Below are 19843 nucleotides of genomic sequence, written 5' to 3'. Positions count from 1 at the left end.
TTTAATTATTTGAATTTAAAACAACTGTTTTATTCGGTTTACAGCTGGTTTATTTTTTTTTTGAAATCCTGATTTGCCGTAGTTCTTCGCTTTATGCGATGCTGAAATAAATTCAGCGTGACGGGAATCTTGTTTTTAAAAAACTCTAAATAATCAATAAAATAAGGAATTATAATAATTTTGTACGAATGCCTAGCCCCGATTGAAGCATTTGTTTGAGCTCTTTTTTGTTTTTCTTTTCGAAAAAACAAAAAAAGCGAGTGCGGAAAGCGGGAAATTGCTACAAAAAATCAATAAAAAACCCTCAATTATTAATTGAAGGTTTTTAATTGACTTTGATAGAAAACTATTTTTTAGTTATCTCTACTACTTATATGAAACTCTTCATAAGTTTCTAGTAAACTCATAAGAGCAGAAACTAAATCTTGTGTTTCAAGTAAAATACTAAAGTATAATGTAGTGTTTTTAGGACTTGTTTCGTCTTTTCTAATACGAGCTACTTGTTTTTCGATAGAAGTAGAAACTTTTTTCAATAACTCTTTCTTTTCATTAATAATAAGTTCTAAATTATCAAAAGTTCTATTATCAAAAGTATCACTAATATCATCTAATAATTTAGAAAGCGTATTATCGATATGTTTCAAATCTTCTAATTGTTCTTTCTTTAAGTTTTTATGATTATTATTTACATGTTTAAAACTTGCTCTAGAAATATAACTAATAGACTGTGCTACATCTTGTAAATAACCAAGAACTAATATATAAAATCTACTTGCTTGTACTGATGTTTCGTCTAATGATTTAATAAAATAGAAAACCCCATCTTTTAATCCATCAATTTCATCATTTAACTTCGCTACATGTTTATCTGTTTTACGTAACTTGTTTAAATCGTGTTCGGCTAAATCATTTACAACATTCGTATATAATTTGTTTACACGTGTTGCAACACCTGCAATATGATCGGCACTTTCTTCAATTACTCCGTTAATAGTAATTAATTCAGCTCTTTCAATATGAATTTGTTTTTTCTCTTTTTTAGATTTTTTTCTATGAATTAATGTATTTCTACCAATTAGGAAAATCACTACTAATAATAATACAGGAATCATTACCATACTCCAACTAATTAAATAAGCGATAACTCCAGCAGCAATAAAAGCAATTAATGCTGTTAAAAACCAACCTCCTACTACATTAATTACACCAGCAACTCTGTATACAGCACTTTCACGTCCCCAAGCTCTATCGGCTAAAGATGTACCCATTGCTACCATAAATGTTACATAAGTTGTTGATAATGGTAATTTCATTGATGTTGCAATTGATATTAAAATTCCCGCAACAATTAAATTTACGGCAGCTCTTACTAAATCAAAAGCTGGCATTTCATATGTTTTATCTCTAGATAAATCTATTACTGGTTTTTGAAATTTAGAATCTACAAAAGCCAATGTTTTATCTGGAAATACTTTACGAATACCTGCATTAATAAACATTGCTATTCTAACAACAATTCTAGATAATGGATTTGGTTGAAATTTTTCATGACCTTCACCTTGTCTAGATAAATTAATACCTGTTTTAATTACATCTTGTGCTTTACTAGAAGTCCATAAAGTAACAACCATAATGGCACCAGCAACCAATAACAACCATACATTAGATGGTACTTTTCTAGCTAAAATACCCATTGAAAATGCATCAGCCGATACACCTGAAGCTTTCCATGCATCGTATGAATTTAATGCTGCAATTGGTACTCCAACAAAATTCACTAAATCATTTCCTGAAAAAGCCATTGCTAAAGAAAAAGTTCCAACACCAATAATTAATTTTAAAATATTAATTTTAAATACACTAATTAAAAATTGAGAAATTAAACTCCAAACGACAAAACTTGCCGAAATAATTAATAAAGTATTTCCTTCTATTGATCCTTTAATATCGGTATACCAAGGCGTACCTTTCATTCCTTTAATAATGATAAAATAAGTAATTGCAGTAATAGCAAAACCTCCAAATAAAGCACTTACATAAGTCTTTCTTTTTTCAAAATTAAAGGTATATATTATTCTAGATATAAACTGTACAATTGCACCTACTGAAAAGGCAATCACTACGGAAAGTAAGATTCCTTGTATAATTTCTACAGCTTTTTCATGGTTAATATAATTCCAAATATCTGTAATAGACTGAGAATCATTTGCTGAAATTTTTAATAACGAAATACAAACAGCCGCACCTAGCAATTCAAATACAATGGATACCGTAGTAGAAGTTGGCATCCCAAGGGAATTAAAAATATCGAGCAGTAAAACATCCGTAATCATTACCGCCATAAAAATAAACATGATGTCTTGAAACATAAACATGTTGGGGTTAAATATTCCTTTACGTGCTACCTCCATCATACCACTAGATGTTACAGCTCCGAAGAACACACCAACACTAGCGATTATCATTATATTTCGAACCCGAATTGCTTTTGAACCAATCGCAGAGTTTAAAAAATTAACAGCATCATTACTAACACCTACAACTAAATCGATAATAGCTAAAACTGCTAACCCGATTAACATTAAAATATATGGATCCCCCATTTTTGGTTTTTTTTAAGGTTAACAAAATTACAACCCCTACTTTGTGCGTGTGTTAGGTTTATGTTATTTTTTTCAAGTAAATACAGAAGAATCAGTAATATAAAATGATAAAAAATTATTAATAAAAAAAACAACTTAAACACTTATTAACAAGTTTTTAAACATCAAAAAAACATGATTTTTTACTGTTTTTTTTAATAAAAAAACTATGTTATTAGTACTTTTTCATTAAAAAAACAAATTGAAATCAATGTAAATTATTTGTTTTCCTTAATTATTTAAAAAATTAATTTATCTTATTAACTAAACTATTAAAACAACTATGTTATTATTTTTTTCCTACGGATGAAAAATAATCCTGATCTTTTACTTCCCATTCAGAATTACTAATATTTGTTCCTGCACTTATATTCCAAGTAGTATTTCCTTTAATTACTGATGATTTTCTTATCAAAGTATGATTTTGAGTTGCATTTGAAATTCCAGCAACCTCCCAAGCCGTCCCTGGGTCTTCGCCTACCAAACCAATTACATCAATAATAATATCATTATGTTTTAAAACTACGGCATCATCACCATTAAAAAAAGCTACAGAAGCATTGATATCTCCTTCACTTTTTATGAAATTAGAAGCCTTAGTATGATAAATAACAAAAACATCCTCTTTATCAAGTAATGTATTTGACAATGTATTCAGAAATATATTTTTTGAAGAAACTGTTGAACCGTTAATATATAATTCAACCTTATAATTTGATAAATCAACTACTTCACCTGTTCCGTTATAAATTTCAATATATTTATTACTACTACTTCCTTCTGCATATTCTGAAAAAAACAAATCATTAGATATTGGATTATTATCAACAGATGTACATTCATAATTTTCATTAAAATCAATATCAGATTCATCTCTAATATGGATAAAAACCTCATTATTTTGTGTCATTATTCCAGTAATAGTTCCTTTTTTATCATTTACTTGATTATTAGAAAATATAGCCGTTGTTTCTATTGATGATATTTTTAATTCATTATCACAATCAGAAGTTAAAGTATTTAATCCTAAATAATTTTTTGTGATATTTTTAAACTGAACATCTTCAATTTTAACTAATTTACTTTCGTAATTACCTGATAAAGCTTGTTCAATAGTAATTAATTCAGCAAGTGGTAATATCCCAGTTGTTTTGGTTACTATGTTTTTTGATGTCAAATTTAACTGTAATAAACCATTTTGTTTTGTTAATGATAATTCGCCAACAGCTATTTCAATTTCATCACCTAAATTTAAATTATGAGTATCGGTAAAATTTAATAAAATTCCTGCTGAAGCATCTTGAGCAAAAGCATTTTTAGTTGAAATATTACCTTTACTACTATCAGAAGTAACTACTACTTTTATTTTTAAATTTTCAGAAATCAATGTTTCATCTTGAGTAAATAAATTTTTCACATCAGATAACGAAGCTAATGTTGGATTATTAAAACAGCCATAATCTTCAGTGAAATTAATATCTTTTGTATCTCTAATCATTACCATTTTTTCTGATTCCACAATCGTAAAAACTCCAGTAATAGCTCCTTTTTTATCAGGAATAAATAACCCTTTAAATGTTGAAAAAATACTATTTCTAAAAATTATTTTTTCTGATGATTCACACGAAACTAGCATTCTATCAACAAAATAAATAGAACTACCTGCTTTTGGCCAAGCATATTGCAAACCTTTTATTTCTGATTGCACTTTATTTATTTTGATAAGTATATTCTGATGTTTTTCTGATAATTCACTAATTTTTAAAGGAAGTGGAGTTATCGTTGCAATTTCAGAAGCTCTATCAATAAAATTAACATAATCATTTACGCCTATTCTATCAATTGCATTTCCGAAGGTATTTCTATCACCTATTTGATAACTTCCATCTTTATTTTTATTTAAAAACAAGCCTTTAATTTTTATAAAAATTTTACGTCCTACGGTATATCTTGCATGTAAATTGGTATCATTTATTTTGATTTCAAAACCAATTTTTGGATTTTCAAAAGCATCTTGAATAAAAATTGATTTAAAAAAATTACCTTCTCTATCATTAGAAGTTACATATGCCGAAGTTGTAATATCTTCTTTAATTTCGATTAAACTTCCTTGATATAAACTAGCAATTTCAGTTAACGATTTTAAATTTTTGTATTCTTTCTCAGCTCCTAAAATAGGAAGTTCAAATTCGCCATCTTCTACACAAGATAAAAAAGACAACATTATAAAAATGATACAAAAGAATTTAAATATATTTTTCTTTATGATAGCCCTCATTTTTTCTACGTTTTATTTTTTTTTAAGATGATTTTAAAATCTATAATTTATATTTAAGAAATAACTAGTACCTCTTCCGTACCAATATTTAGTACCAAAAACAGGTGTTCCGTAAGCGTTATCTTTACTTTCTAATCCATAATTTGCTGTACGTCCTTGCTCGTATCCACCTGTTTTGTAAGCTTTATTTAACAAATTACTGATGCTTGCAAAAAACCCGACATACTTATTTTTACCAACTCGCCAAGTTTTACCACCAATTGCGTTTAAAGTAAAATAGCCGTCAAATTTTTCTTGAGTTAATAATTTTCTTGCTAAAGCAGGATCAAAATCAGGAAAAAGCTGTTGATCATCAGAAATAAAAGAAGTTGTTCTTTTTATAACCGAAGGATCAACATAAGCGTTATCTAAATAATTACCAGTTACGCCAACAAACCAATAATCTGGGTCTCGATAATCAAAACCAAAAGAATACGTTGTTTGCGGACCAGAAGCTACTTTATAATTTTTAAGACTTGCTTTTCCATAATCTTTTATTCCTCTTTTATCAAAACCCGCTCTTTCAGAATCAATACTTATTTCTGAAGCTAAAGCAATATTTGGATTATTATCATAGATATATTGCCCTAAATTTGCCGCTGCTCGTAATTTAAAAGTCGATAAAACTTGTGCCTCAATACCTAATTCAACACCTAGATGTTTCTTATTTATTCCTGTTACAATTTCCTGAATAAAAAGATTTTCAGCACTTGTAAAATAAAAAGCAATATCAGTAGCATCTTTAATTGTAGTATAATATCCTGTAAGTTTTGTGGTTAGAAAAGGACTTCTTACAATATAGCTGGCATCAAAAGACATTATTTTTTCATTCAATAAATTACCAACCGAATCAACCGTTAAATTATTTAATCTTGAATTAGCAAAAGAATTTCGAATTGAAGGCGCTTTACTGATATAACCTCCATTAAAATTTAATAAATGTCGTCCTGAAACTTTATAAGTAAAACCCGCTTTTGCACCATATCCAAGGAAATTTAATTTTTCTGAAGTTCCAAAAGAGGTTGGTATTTCAGTATCTCTAACATGACCAGGATAAATTCCATTTTTATACAAACCTTTTCGTTGATAACTTGTATTGTTTGCAGTTCCTGCGATAAAAAAATCTATCTTATTATATTTGAATTGTAATTGTGCAAAGCCACCATATACTTCGGCTTCTAATTCATAATTATATTTAAATCTATCTCCAACTTTTGCAATTCTATTAGGATGCAATACATCATTTTGATAATCATCTTGACCTAAATTCCCAAATTTATTGATATCTAAATATCCAGTAGCTCCAAATAAATCGATAATACTTGCAAAATTTTCTGAAGCCAATTTTCGATATTCTAAATTCGCATTTAACGTAATATTATTAGTTAATTCTGAATTTAAAATAGTGTTTACAGTTAATTGCCTGTCGTCAGTTCTATCTTCATAAAGTGCAAACAATGCATTGTCGCCACTTTTTTCATTTCCGATATATAAATCATTCCAATTTAACTGTCCATCATTTTGAAAATTTACTAATGATTTATACGCATTTTCAAAATCTTTACCATAATAAGAATCCTTTAAAAAATAATTAGGTAATTTTCTATAATAGGTCGGATCAGGATCATTTCCTCCATTAAAATCAATACGAGAATTTCCCATTTCACCAAATTGATACGCAATACCTGTTTCTAAAGTAGTTTTACTTCGGATATTCCAATAATGATTCAACATAAAAATAGGCTCATCTATTCTTTTGATACGAGCATTTCTAATTTTCCCATTTTGATAACCCCAATAAGGATTGTATTTGATGCCTTTAATATCGTAAACTTCTTGTGTATTTGCTGCTGACTTTCCTCTTGAATTTTTGGTATAAATAGCAGTTGCATTTATACTATGATTTTCATTAAATATTTTTTCTAAAGAAATAAATAAGGAGTTTGCATTATACATTGTTCCCTCAATAAACCCTTGATTTGCTTTTCGTTTACTTGCAGATACCGTAACTGCCCAGCCTTTTTTGAGTATTCCTGTAGCATACATCGCCATTAAACGATGAGAATAACTTCTGTTTGATGATGCGTAAGAAATTTTACCACCTGCTCTATAATCAGAAGCACGAGTATTCATATTCGTAACACCTAAAACACCTCCAAAAGTATAAGCCGAAGGTAATAATCCGTTGCTAAAATCTTGATTTCTTAATACATCATTTAAACCACCCCAATTACTCCATTGTGGACGACCGTTATATAATTTATTCATTTCAATACCATTGATAAGTACCTTTGAGTTTTCAGAACCTAAACCTTTAATTCTATAAAAAGAGGAACTCCATTCATAAGCGGCAGTTCTTAAATAAACATCTTTTGATGCTTGTAATAATCCTGAAATATTATCCGCAGTATTTGATTCATCATTTAATTCATCATCTGTAAGTGTAATTGTGCTTAAATCTTCGTATTTTACAGTATCTTCATATAAAAAAACAGTTCCTAAATTCAGTATTTTATCAGATACTACTACAGGAAAATTTTGAGTTTCAAATCCTTTTAAAGAAATAATAACAAGTTGTTTTCCTTTAGGTACATTATTTAATGTAAAAGTACCATCAATAGCTGTTTTACTAATAATATCCATTTTTTTTACACGGATAGCAACACCTTCTAATGGTATTTCTGTATCCCCATGAATAACAATTCCTTTTACATTATTTTGCGCATTTAAAGTAAATAAACTTAAAAACAGTAATAACATTGTTACTATAAAATTCTTCATTAATAACTCTTTAAAAAAGTTAAACTACTACTATAAAACACTTTAGTCTATACAGCGTAAATTAAGGCACATATATATTTAATTTGTTAAGTTAATATTAAAAAATCGAGGTATTTTTTATTGATAGGCTTTTGCATTTAAAATTTATTTTATTTTTGATGTAAAATGTTTTAGAATGAAAAAAATAATACTACTTACAGTTATTATAATCATTACTCTATTTTCTGATACACTACACGCTCAAAAAAAATACAAAATAAGAACTATTGGTTTTTATAACCTTGAAAATCTTTTTGATACTATTAATGACACCTCAAAAAATGATGAAGCAAGTCCAATAATGTCAATAAAAGGAAATAAACAAAAAATTTATTGGGATAAAATATCAAAATTAAGCGATGTTATTTTACAATTAGGAGCTGAAAAAACAAAAACAAGTCCAGCTATTTTAGGAGTTGCTGAAATTGAAAACAAAAAGGTTTTAAATGATTTAGTAAACTCTAAAAACCTTAAAAATAAAAATTATGGAATCATTCATTTTGATTCTCCTGATAAACGAGGTATTGATGTTGCTTTATTATATCAGAAAAGATATTTTAAACCAGTACATTTTGAGGCTTTCAATCCTCGTATTTATAAAGATAATAGAAAAGTATATACCCGAGATATACTTTGGGTTTCGGGTTATTTGGATGATGAGTTAATTCATATACTTGTAAATCATTGGCCATCTCGCAGAGGAGGTGAATCTAAAAGCAGACCATTACGTGAAAAAGCAGCTTATAAAGTAACTCAAATTATTGAGCAAATTAAAAAAAATGACTTAACTCCTAAAATATTAATTATTGGCGATTTTAATGATGACCCTATTAATAGTAGTTTTAAAAAAGTACTAAAAACAAAAGCAAAAAAAAGAATATTCAAGAAGGTGATCTTTATAATCCTTTTGAAAATATGTTTCGTAAAGGTTTTAATACTTTAGGATATAGAGATAATATTAATTTATTTGATCAAATAATTATTAGTTCAGAACTATTAGATACAGGCGATAAAGATTTTACTTCTTTTAAAATGTTTAAAGCTGGTATTTTTAACAAACAATTTTTAACACAAAAAAAAGGACGCTATAAAGGCTATCCTTTTAGAAGTTTTTCTTACTCAAAATATACAGGTGGTTACAGCGATCATTATCCTGTTTATATGTATTTAATCAAAGAAAATTAAGTTTTTAAAAATATTGAGCTTTTAATTTTTACACAAATCATCTAAATAATTATTCATTCTCATTTGAAATAATGTTCCTTTCAATAAATCATCTATCTGTCCAAGTTCAATTTGTGAAACTGCCATACTTACTTTTTCCGATGGAGTTTGTAACAAAATAGATTTACAATTATCTGCTTTTGGACAATTAGCACAATTTTTTTGACTTTTAGAATCGAGTACTTTTTCTGAAAACTCTTCTATTTGATTTTCGGTTAAATGAAAGCCAGTATCTCTAAATATTATTTGAACTAAAGTATTACTAGTATCTTTCCAGCAAAATGAAATTCCAATTTTATTGTCGTATATTTTTATAATGTTTTCCATATTCAAATTTATTACGGAGCAAATATACATTTTATTTATATTTAATCTAAATAAATATAAATCTATTTTAATTCTATTATAAACAAAAAAAGACACCTTAAATAAGGTGTCTTTTTTTAATTATATATTTTAGAATGTTTTATTTCAACTTTTTCTTAACTGCTATTTCAGTATAAGCTTCAATTACATCTCTTTCTTGAATATCGTTATAACCTTTTATTTGAAGACCACAATCGTATCCTTTTGTAACTTCTTTAACATCATCTTTAAATCGTTTTAATGATGATAATAAACCGTCATGAACTACAATACCATCTCTAATAATACGGATTTTAGCATCTCTAGTTACTTTACCACTCATTACCATACATCCTGCAATGTTACCAACTTTAGAAATTTTATAAACTTCTCTAATTTCAACATTACCAAGAATTTCTTCTTTCATATCAGGAGATAACATTCCTTCCATGGCATCTTTAAGATCATTAATAGCATCATAAATAATAGAATAAGTTCTAATATCTACTTCTTCTCTATCAGCTATAACTCTTGCATTTGATTGTGGACGTACATTAAATCCAACAATAATTGCATCTGAAGCTGTTGCTAATAATACATCAGATTCTGTAATTGCTCCAACTCCTTTATGTAAAATATTTACTTGAATTTCTTCAGTAGATAATTTCTGGAATGAATCTGTTAAGGCTTCTACCGAACCATCTACATCTCCTTTTAAGATAATGTTTAATTCTTTGAAATCTCCTAATGCGATACGACGACCAATTTCTGCTAATGTTAATGTTTTTTGAGTTCTTACAGATTGCTCACGTTGTAATTGAGAACGTTTTGCTGCAATTTGTTTGGCTTCACGCTCATCTTCAAATACATTAAACTTATCACCTGCTTGTGGTGCTCCGTCTAATCCTAAAATTGATACTGGTGTAGAAGGTCCTGCTGCTAAGACTTTTTTACCTTTATCATCAAACATAGCTCTAACTTTACCACTATGCTTACCTGCTAAAATATAATCTCCAATTTTTAAAGTACCTGCTTGTACTAAAATTGTTGATACATAACCTCTACCTTTATCTAATAAAGCTTCAACAACTGCTCCTGTTGCTTTTTTATCAGGATTAGCTTTTAATTCTAATATTTCAGCTTCTAATAATACTTTTTCAAGTAACTCTTCAACTCCTTGTCCTGTTTTAGCTGAAATTTCTTGTGATTGAATATTACCACCCCAATCTTCAACTAATAAATTCATAGCTGATAATTGTGTTTTAATATTATCTGGGTTCGCATTTTGCTTATCAATTTTATTAATAGCAAATATAATTGGAACTCCAGCTGCTTGTGCGTGAGATATTGCTTCTTTTGTTTGAGGCATTACATCATCATCGGCAGCAACTACAATAATTACTAAATCGGTTACTTGAGCTCCACGAGCACGCATTGCTGTAAAGGCCTCGTGACCTGGTGTATCTAAAAAGGCTATTTGTTGTTCTCCAACTGGTACAGAATACGCACCAATATGTTGTGTAATTCCTCCTGATTCACCTTCAATTACGTTCGCTTTACGAATATAATCTAATAACGATGTTTTACCATGATCTACGTGACCCATTACCGTAATAATTGGTGCACGATTTATTAAATCTTCTGGTTTGTCTTCAACTTCTTCAATAGATTCCTCTACTTCAGCTCCAACAAATTCCACTTTATAATTAAACTCTTCAGCAACAATAACTAATGTTTCAGCATCTAAACGTTGATTCATTGTTACCATCATTCCTAACATCATACGTGAAGAAATAATATTTGTTACAGGAACATCCATCATCGTAGCAACTTCACTTACAGTAACAAATTCTGTTACTTTTAATATTTTGTTATCTAACGCTTGTGCTTCTAATTCAGCTTCGGTGTGTTCTCTGTGCGCCTCTCTTTTATTTCTACGATACTTAGCACCTTTTCCTCTTTTAGATTTACCTTGAAGTCTTTCTAAAGTTTCACGTACTTGTTTTTGTACTTCTGCTTCAGTTGGTTCTTCTTTTTTAACGGCTGGTCTTTGAGCTGCTCTACCTCTAAATGGCGTACGATTTCCACCACTTCTATTTTGAGCAGGTCTTACGACTCTTTTTTCCCCTGTTGCTTTAGCAGGTGTTCCTGGTTTGCTAATACGTTTACGCTTTCTTTTATCTGCGTCTGTTTTAGCTTCTGGCTTCTTCTTTTTAGGACGTTCAAATTGTTTTAAATCAATTTTAATTCCTGTAATTTTAGGGCCATCTAATTTTTTATACTGTGTTTTTAACTTTACAGCATTTTCGGCAGTAATTTCAACAGGTTTTTCTGCTTTTACTTCCTCAGGTTTTGTTTCTGTAACCTTTTTGACTTCCTTAATTTCTATTTTCTTAGGTGTTTCTGCTTTCACAACCTCGGGCTTAACTTCTTTAATCTTAATTTCTTTAGGCTGTTCAAGCTTAACTTTGATAGGTTCAACTTTCTTTACCGCTACCTTGATTATTGGTTTTTCAACAATCTTAGTTTCTTGAACAGACACTTCTTTCTTAACTGTTTCTATCACCGTTTTTGGTGCTTCTTTTATAGGTTCAGGTATTTTTTTCTCTTCTACTGGTTTCCCAGTTTTGATATCAATTTTACCTACAGTTTTAACCTCTAATCTTTTAGCTTTGGCTTTTAAAACTTCTTGCTTTTTCACTTCGTCTTCTAACCTCTTCTTCTCCTGCTCCTCTTCTACACGTTGACGATTAGCTTCCTTTTCTTTACGCTTTTCTTCGCTAACTTCTTTTGAGGCCACTTTCTTCGATTTATCTGTTTGAAACCCATCAAGTAATATTTGGTATTCCGCATCAGAAATTTTAGCAGTAGGACGTGATTCTACTTTATGACCGTTTTTAGCCAAGTGTTCTACAGCTCTATCTAAAGAAATGTTAAATTCTCTTAATACTTTATTAAGTCTTATTAATTTGTTGCCTTCAGCCATAAATTATTTTATACTTTATATTCAAAAAACACACTTTATACATCAGTATAGTTACGTTTTTTTCTTTTTTTATCAGATTTTGTATTGATTATCATCAATTTAGCAGGAGACTGATTTCCTTTATGTTTATTATTCTTCAAACTCTTCTCTTAGAACTCTCTGAACATCTAATATTGTTTCTTCTTCTAAGTCAGTTCTTTGCACTAACATTGAAACGTCTTTTTCAAGTACACTCTTTGCCGTTTCTAAACCAATTTTATTAAATTCTGCAATTACCCAAGCTTCTATTTCATCAGAAAATTCTGTTAACTCAACATCTTCTTCTTCTAATCCTTCACGTTGTACGTCAATTTCATATCCTGTTAACTCACTAGCTAAACGAATATTTACTCCTGAACGACCAATTGCTTTTGATACTTCTTCTGGCTTTAATAAAACGCTTACACGTCCTTTTTTACCATTTCTTTCTTCTTCGTAAGGCTTAATATCAACTGAAGTTACTTTTGCAGGACTTAATGCTCTTGCAACAAATAAAGCTTCATTTTTGGTATAATTGATTACATCAATATTTTCGTTTCCTAATTCACGAACAATACCGTGAATACGAGATCCTTTTACACCAACACAAGCTCCTACTGGGTCAATTCTATCATCATAAGAATCTACCGCTACTTTTGCTTTATCACCAGGTATTCTTGCAACACCTTCTATGGTAATTAATCCGTCAAAAACTTCAGGAATTTCTTGTTCAAATAATTTCACTAAGAAATCTGGTGATGTTCTTGATAAAATAATAGCAGGTTTATTACCTCTTAATTCTACTGACTTTATAACTCCACGAACAGAATCTCCTTTTCTAAAAAAGTCAGAACGAATTTGCTCACTTTTAGGCAAAACAATTTCGTTTCCTTCATCGTCTAACAAAATTACTGCATTATGACGAATATGATGAACTTCTGCACTATATATTTCTCCTTCTAAGTCTTTAAACTGCTTAAAGATATTTGTGCTATCGTGTTCTTGTATTTTAGAAATTAAATTTTGGCGTAAGGCTAAAATAGCACGTCTTCCTAAATCTATTAATTTTACTTCTTCAGATACGTCTTCACCAATTTCAAAATCTGGCTCAATTCTTCGTGCTTCTGCAAGCTCTATTTCTTCATTATCATCTTCAGAAAAACCATCTGCTACTACAATTCTATTTCTCCAAATTTCTAAATCCCCTTTATCAGGGTTAATAATTATATCAAAGTTTTCATCTGATCCAAACCTACGTTTTAATGCTGCACGAAAAACTTCCTCTAAGATAGACATTAGAGTTACTCTATCTATACTTTTATTATCTTTAAATTCTGAAAATGACTCAATTAACGCAATATTTTCCATTTCATTCTCTTATTAAAATATGATCTTCACTTTTGCTTCACTAATATCTTGATACAACAAAGTCATTATCTTCTCTACCGTATGCTTACCTTTACCTATTGGCTTAGGCTCTCTTGCTTTCCAACATAATGTAATACTTTGATCAGTTGCTTCGCTTAACGTACCTTCAAATTCTTCAGTTGCTGTTTTAACTTTCAGAATTCTATTTATATTCTTTTTATACTGGCGTTTAACCGTTAATGCATGTGCAATATCAGGGGTAGTTACTTCCAAAGAAAAATCTTCGTCTTCTCTATCTAAATTATGCTCTATTTTTCTACTAATACGCATACATTCATTTAAAGGGACTCCTGAATCACCATCAACAATCACTTTTATTTTACTGTTTGCTAAAAATTGCAAGTCAATTAAATATAATGATTGATTTTCCTGTAATGCTTCGTCTAATAATTCTCTAACTTTCTCTTGATTCATGCTAAGGTATAAAAAGAGGGGACTCTCGTCCCCTGTATCAATCTAATTAATAAATTTGGTGCAAATATAGTAAGTTATTCATTAACATACAAATGTCTTTTAGTTTTCTAATTTAGAATATTTTTTGTAACTTTAGACGAGTATCTATCTTTAAATCTTTTAATTATGAAAAAAATATTACTTCCTATCGATTTCTCAAAGCATTCTGAATATGCTGCAAAACTAACTTCTAAAATAGCTAAAAAAACAGCTGGTGAAATACACCTAATTCATATGGTGGAATTACCTAGTGGATTTAAAGATATGGGATCAGGTGCAAACGTAACTATCCCTGAAAGTATGTTATATATTAAAATGATTAAAGAAAAAATCATTAACTATAAGAACACCTTTTTTCCTGATTTTAATAATGTAAAACATGCTATTCGTTTTCAAAACCCGTATGAAGGAATTAGAGATTATTCTAAAAAAATTAATGCAGACTTAATTGTTATGGGTTCTAAAGGTCAAACGGCTTTAGAAGAAATTATAATTGGTTCAAATACTGAAAAAACGGTTAGAAATTCTGAAATACCTATAATTATAACTAAAAAAGATAACGATAATTTTAAATTAAAGAAACTAGTTTTCGCTTCTACCTTTGAAAATGATGAAGCAAAAGCACTTGAGGGATTTTTAGATTTTGCAACAAAGTTTAAAAGTAAAATTTATTTATTAAAGGTAAACACACCTAATAACTTTGAAAACACAACTGACTCTATAAATAAAATTGAAGCGTTTGTTGAAAAATATAAAATAGATGATTATTCTATTAAAATATACAATGACACATCAGTTCAAGATGGTATTTTAAATTTTTCTAACGAAAACGATGTTGACTTAGTTTCATTAGCAACTCATGGAAGAAGTGGTTTATCTCAATTTTTTAATTCGAGTGTTTCTATAGATTTATCGAAAAATGTTTTAAGACCTGTTTTAACTCTGAAAGTATAACTATATTAATATTAAAAATTTCATTTTAAAGCTAATTGAACTTTTATAAAACAGAAAAATACAGCATTACGCTGTATTTTTCTGTTTTATAAACTATAAATAATTACTATTTAATCCAGTAATCAGCAACCCAAGGTGCAGGGCGAACATATCTGTACCATTTACCTCGTCCTCCTTTTATAGCGTTATGTGGATTAATTTCTCCGTGAAAAATTATAATTTTTGCACCAGCAGGTATTACTGGTTTCTTCCAAAAAGCTAATGGAAACCTAGAAACACAATCATATTTAAAACTAGGACACCATTTTTTATCCCAATATTGAAGACTTGAATTATCATTAATACTGTGTGTTAAATACTCTTGCTCATTTCTGTGGATTTTCCTTATCTCATCAAAATTTTTAATAAAATCATTAAAAACATATCCGTGCTTACCGATATCAAACCTATAAACAGATGAATTTCCTGTTATTCTCCAAGATCTCCAACTATGATCTTTAATTATTCTAAAAGAACCATCAACATCAAAAAAGCAATCAATTTTATCAACAATAACAATATCTAAATCTAAAAAAAGCGCTGTTCCTTCAAGCCCGTATAAATCATCTTTTAGGGTTGTTAACTTTTTCCACATTCTTTCAGGTATATCTGTACGAATTTTCATTTCTGGAATCTCGTAACAATCAACCTCATCTATAATACCAGTATTATCATCGGTAAAACAAACCATTTTAAAATCATATGATAAATTCTTTTTCACCATAGCGTATAATCTATTTACATATTCAGGTCCGTATAACGTACCCCATTTCATGCAAAATATATACTTCATCTCTCTATTCTTATCACTCATCTATACTATTTTTAAGCAAATCTTCTTTCAATAATTTCAAATAATCGAGCTTCATGTATCTCTTTATTTGACCAATCGTAATCTGGTTTTATCATATTATTGATAAACCTTTTAGCTTCTTTTTCTGTCTTGAATGTATTTAATTGAGAAATCACTCTATTAAAATCATTTTGATTACCATCAAATAAATGTCTTACAAAAACAATTCTATCATTTAAATCTATTTGAATTGTAGTTTGTAACAAATCATTCAATGATTTTTTTGGTGTTACTTTTTCAAATAAATCTGCCATAATATCAACAGATATTGTTCCATGTAATTCCTCTTCAAGAGTTTTATTTTTGATTTCTCCTATATCCTTTACATCATTTTTAACATTATCATCAGTTTGAGATAACAAGCGTGATATTTCATCAAAAGGTTGCTCTATAATTTCTTCAACTTCTTTTACAGGAGTATTTATTACAGGCTTTTCTTCGGGTACAACATCTATAATAGTATCTACTACTATATTTTTTATAGGAGTTTCTTGAATTTTATCTACAAGTACTTCTTCTATTATCTGTTGAATCTGTTCTTCTTCTTTTTTAACAATTTTAGGAATCTCTTCAACTTCTTCTTCTAAGTGATAAACAACTGTTTCTTTTTTTAATAAAGAAATTTCAAGATCTCTTTTTTCAATTTTACTTCTAGTTCTATTTTCTTCAGCCAATAAAACATCCTCCAATAATTCTTCTTTTGTTTTTGAAGGATTAGGAGTATTATTTATATACTCTTCTATATAAACTAAAACCGAAAGTTTTTCATAAACCTCATATGCTTTATGCTTCAACTCAAACACATCATCCTTATTTTTCATCTGTAAAATACTGTGTGCTAAACTGGTTAAATCTGACGCTAGCTTTTTGTGCATAAGTTGTTCTTTTGATTTTAATTTTTACTGTTTAATTTTAATAAATTTGTTTCCTACTCGAAAGTAACACAAAATTAAATAATTAGCGCCTAAAAATACAAAATGTTTCTCGAAAATACAGTAAATAACACAGGACAATTTGGCTGGATAGAAGTAATATGTGGCTCAATGTTTTCAGGAAAAACTGAAGAATTAATTCGCAGACTTAAACGTGCCGAATTTGCAAAGCAACGTGTCGAAATTTTTAAACCAGCAATAGATACTCGTTATGATGAGCATCAAGTAGTATCTCACGATGCTACCAAAATTAGATCGACACCAGTTCCTTCTTCTTCAAATATTAGATTATTAGCTAACAATGTTGATGTTGTTGGTATTGATGAAGCTCAATTTTTTGATGATGGAATTGTAGCGGTTTGCAACGATTTAGCTAATAGTGGAATTCGTGTTATTGTAGCAGGTTTAGACATGGATTTTAAAGGAAACCCTTTCGGGCCAATGCCTGCATTAATGGCTACTGCCGAATATGTTACAAAAGTACACGCTGTTTGCACACATACAGGTAACTTAGCACATTACAGTCATAGAAAAGCAGCTAATGATGACCTAGTTTTATTAGGTGAATTACAAGAATACGAACCGTTAAGTAGAGCCGCTTATTACAAAGCTGTACAAGAACAACATAAAAAGAAAGAAAATTTATCAGATGAATAATCACGTAACTATTTTAGAAATTGATGCTAAGTCAATACAACATAATCTTGCTTATTTTAAGCAAAAACTAAAACCTGAAACTAAAATTTTAGCTGTCGTAAAAGCTTTTGGTTACGGTAGTGAATCAACAGAAATCGCCAAATTACTAGAAGATAAAGTTGATTATTTTGCTGTTGCATATTCAAATGAAGGAATTATTTTACGTGAAGCAGGTATTAAAACACCTATTTTAGTATTACATCCGCAACTTCAAAATCTAAAGGATATTGTAAAATATCGACTAGAACCAAGTTTATACAACTTTAAAATATTTGATGCTTTTTTAAAATTAGCAGATGAAAAACCATTAATGAACTATCCTGTTCATATCAAATTTAACACTGGTTTAAATAGATTAGGCTTTTGGCATAGTGATACACCAACACTTATTTCTGAATTAAAAAAATCGAACAATATAAAGGTTGAATCTATTTTTTCTCATTTAGCAGCAAGCGAAGATCCAAATGAACAAGAATTTACTATTGGACAGATAAATAACTTTGCCTATATCGTAAAACAAATTTATCAACATTTAGGTTACAAGCCTATGATTCATATTTTAAATACTTCTGGAGTTATTAATTACCCACAAGCTCAGTTTGATATGGTACGTATCGGTATTGGTTTATATGGTTTTGCAAATAATAAAAAAGAAACTGCACAACTAAAAAACACACATAGCTTAAAATCTATTATTTCACAAATACATATTATTCAACCAGGTGAAACTGTTGGTTATAACAGGGCTTTTGTTGCTACTAAACCAACCCGTAGTGCTACAATACCTATTGGACATGCCGACGGAATTTCTCGTAAATTAGGTAATAAAGAAGGTTTTGTCTTTGTTAATAATACTCCTGTACCAATTATAGGAAATGTTTGTATGGACATGATTATGGTTGATGTTAGTAAAATTGAATGTAATGAAGGTGATGAAGTTATCCTTTTTAATCACCAACAACATATAGAATATATTGCTCATAAATGTGAAACTATTCCTTATGAAACACTTACTGCTATTTCACAACGTGTAAAAAGAATGGTTAAACACTAAATTTTACTTATAATTGCAAAGTATTAACTATTAAATCAAAAAATTATGAGTATGCTTAAGGAATTTAAAGACTTTGCAATGAAAGGTAACTTAGTCGACATTGCTGTCGGTTTTGTTATGGGTGCTGCTTTTAAACAAGTAGTAACTTCTTTTACAGGTGGAATTGTATCTCCTTTAATCGGATTAATCTTTAACGCGAACTTTAAAGATTTGAAATACATCGCCAAAGAAGGTATTGCTGATGCAGCAGGAAAAGTAACTGGTGAAGTTGCTATTCTTTATGGAGAATTTTTAACAAATGTTATTGATTTTGTAATTGTTGCTTTTGTAATGTTTATGGTTGTAAAAGGTGTGAATGCTTTAAAGAAAAAAGAAGTACCTGCTCCTGAAGCTCCAAAAGGACCAAGTCAGGAAGATTTATTAGCTGAAATTAGAGACTTATTAAAAAAGTAATATAACTACTAACTACTATATTAAAGGCGATAAAATTATTTTTATCGCCTTTTTATTTTATAAAAAATAATCCATTTTTTACTTATCAATATATTTATAAGTTAAGTTTAACAGTAAGTTTGTGTAAATATTCAACAACTTTTGTTGAGTCTTTATTAAATTTGCTTGTATTAAAAAAACAAAATATGGCATCGCATACAGTTACAACAGTTTGGAAAGAAAACATGCAATTTGAAACAGACAACCCTAGTGGGCACAAAGTTTTTATAGATGCAGGAAAAGAAAATGGCGGTAATAGCGATGGTTTAAGACCTAAAGCAATGATGTTATCTGCATTAGCAGGTTGTTCGGGTTTAGATATTATTCCTCTTTTAAATAAAATGAGAACTTCAATAACTGACCTTAAAATGGAAGTTACTGGCGAGTTAACCGAAGAACATCCTAAATATTATCATATAGTTACTGTTGATTATCATTTTTATGGAACTGATTTAAATGAAGATAAAATTAATAAAGCAGTACAATTATCTGTAGATAAATATTGTGGTGTAATGGAAATGTTTAGAAAATTTGCCGAAGTAAAAATTACATCTCATTTTCATAATCAATAACAAATAAGTATCAGAAAA

General features: G+C 29.0%; 14 protein-coding genes and 1 pseudogene. 6 read left to right on the top strand and 9 right to left on the bottom strand.

Annotated features, from left to right (window positions below; genetic code table 11):
- Positions 1-353 precede the first annotated feature (353 nt).
- From PG913_RS01060 to PG913_RS01050, 3 genes are all read right to left on the bottom strand, one after another.
- Positions 354-2603 carry an inorganic phosphate transporter gene (locus tag PG913_RS01060; protein ID WP_271231242.1) on the bottom strand — a complete coding sequence of 750 codons (2250 nt, stop codon included), beginning with the start codon at positions 2601-2603 and terminating at the stop codon, positions 354-356.
- Between the two features lie 328 nt (positions 2604-2931).
- Positions 2932-4866, bottom strand: a complete 1935-nt coding sequence (locus tag PG913_RS01055; protein WP_271231241.1) for a DUF5689 domain-containing protein — start codon at positions 4864-4866, stop codon at positions 2932-2934.
- A gap of 87 nt (positions 4867-4953) precedes the next feature.
- Positions 4954-7740 carry a carboxypeptidase-like regulatory domain-containing protein gene (locus PG913_RS01050; RefSeq protein WP_271231240.1) on the bottom strand — a complete coding sequence of 929 codons (2787 nt, stop codon included), beginning with the start codon at positions 7738-7740 and terminating at the stop codon, positions 4954-4956.
- Between the two features lie 175 nt (positions 7741-7915).
- On the opposite strand from PG913_RS01050, the pseudogene PG913_RS01045 reads away from it, so the two are divergent.
- Positions 7916-8964 (top strand): annotated as a pseudogene (locus PG913_RS01045) (endonuclease/exonuclease/phosphatase family protein).
- Positions 8965-8985: 21 nt separating this feature from the next.
- Here PG913_RS01045 and PG913_RS01040 read toward each other — a convergent pair.
- From PG913_RS01040 to rimP, 4 genes are all read right to left on the bottom strand, one after another.
- The gene (locus PG913_RS01040; RefSeq protein WP_271231239.1) at positions 8986-9330 is read right to left on the bottom strand and encodes a hypothetical protein; all 345 of its coding nucleotides are present in this window, start codon (positions 9328-9330) and stop codon (positions 8986-8988) included.
- A 139-nt stretch (positions 9331-9469) separates the two neighbouring features.
- On the bottom strand, positions 9470-12334 hold the full coding sequence (gene infB, locus PG913_RS01035; RefSeq protein ID WP_271231238.1) for a translation initiation factor IF-2: 2865 nt from the start codon (positions 12332-12334) through the stop codon (positions 9470-9472).
- 129 nt (positions 12335-12463) lie between these two features.
- Entirely contained in the window at positions 12464-13720 is a 1257-nt protein-coding gene (gene nusA / locus PG913_RS01030) for a transcription termination factor NusA (protein WP_271231237.1), read from the bottom strand.
- Between the two features lie 12 nt (positions 13721-13732).
- Positions 13733-14194, bottom strand: coding sequence for a ribosome assembly cofactor RimP (rimP, locus tag PG913_RS01025; protein WP_271231236.1), 462 nt, complete (start codon positions 14192-14194; stop codon positions 13733-13735).
- 165 nt (positions 14195-14359) lie between these two features.
- Here rimP and PG913_RS01020 point away from each other — a divergent pair, with 165 nt between their 5' ends.
- The gene (locus PG913_RS01020; RefSeq protein WP_271231235.1) at positions 14360-15187 is read left to right on the top strand and encodes a universal stress protein; all 828 of its coding nucleotides are present in this window, start codon (positions 14360-14362) and stop codon (positions 15185-15187) included.
- A 106-nt stretch (positions 15188-15293) separates the two neighbouring features.
- On the opposite strand, the gene PG913_RS01015 is transcribed toward PG913_RS01020, so the two are convergent.
- Both PG913_RS01015 and PG913_RS01010 read right to left on the bottom strand, forming a co-directional pair.
- On the bottom strand, positions 15294-16040 hold the full coding sequence (locus PG913_RS01015; RefSeq protein ID WP_271231234.1) for a glycosyltransferase: 747 nt from the start codon (positions 16038-16040) through the stop codon (positions 15294-15296).
- An 11-nt stretch (positions 16041-16051) separates the two neighbouring features.
- Positions 16052-16954 carry a hypothetical protein gene (locus PG913_RS01010; RefSeq protein WP_271231233.1) on the bottom strand — a complete coding sequence of 301 codons (903 nt, stop codon included), beginning with the start codon at positions 16952-16954 and terminating at the stop codon, positions 16052-16054.
- Between the two features lie 102 nt (positions 16955-17056).
- Between PG913_RS01010 and PG913_RS01005 the strand changes: the two genes are divergently transcribed.
- The 4 genes from PG913_RS01005 to PG913_RS00990 all read left to right on the top strand — a co-directional run bounded on the left by PG913_RS01005 (position 17057) and on the right by PG913_RS00990 (position 19825).
- Positions 17057-17668, top strand: a complete 612-nt coding sequence (locus PG913_RS01005) for a thymidine kinase (protein WP_271231232.1) — start codon at positions 17057-17059, stop codon at positions 17666-17668.
- Entirely contained in the window at positions 17661-18761 is a 1101-nt protein-coding gene (alr, locus tag PG913_RS01000; RefSeq protein ID WP_271231231.1) for an alanine racemase, read from the top strand. Before PG913_RS01005 ends, alr begins: the two co-directional genes overlap by 8 nt.
- Before the next feature lie 51 nt (positions 18762-18812).
- Positions 18813-19214 (top strand): large conductance mechanosensitive channel protein MscL, encoded by a 402-nt coding sequence (gene mscL / locus PG913_RS00995; protein ID WP_271232108.1) that lies wholly within the window; start codon positions 18813-18815, stop codon positions 19212-19214.
- A 185-nt stretch (positions 19215-19399) separates the two neighbouring features.
- Positions 19400-19825 (top strand): OsmC family protein, encoded by a 426-nt coding sequence (locus tag PG913_RS00990; RefSeq protein ID WP_101931586.1) that lies wholly within the window; start codon positions 19400-19402, stop codon positions 19823-19825.
- The last annotated feature ends 18 nt before the right edge of the window (positions 19826-19843 follow it).

The sequence above is a fragment of the Tenacibaculum pacificus genome, assembly GCF_027941775.1.
In the GTDB taxonomy this organism is placed as follows: domain Bacteria; phylum Bacteroidota; class Bacteroidia; order Flavobacteriales; family Flavobacteriaceae; genus Polaribacter; species Polaribacter pacificus_A.
Note: the sequence above shows the minus strand (reverse complement) of the source record. Positions and strands in the feature narration are given on the sequence as shown.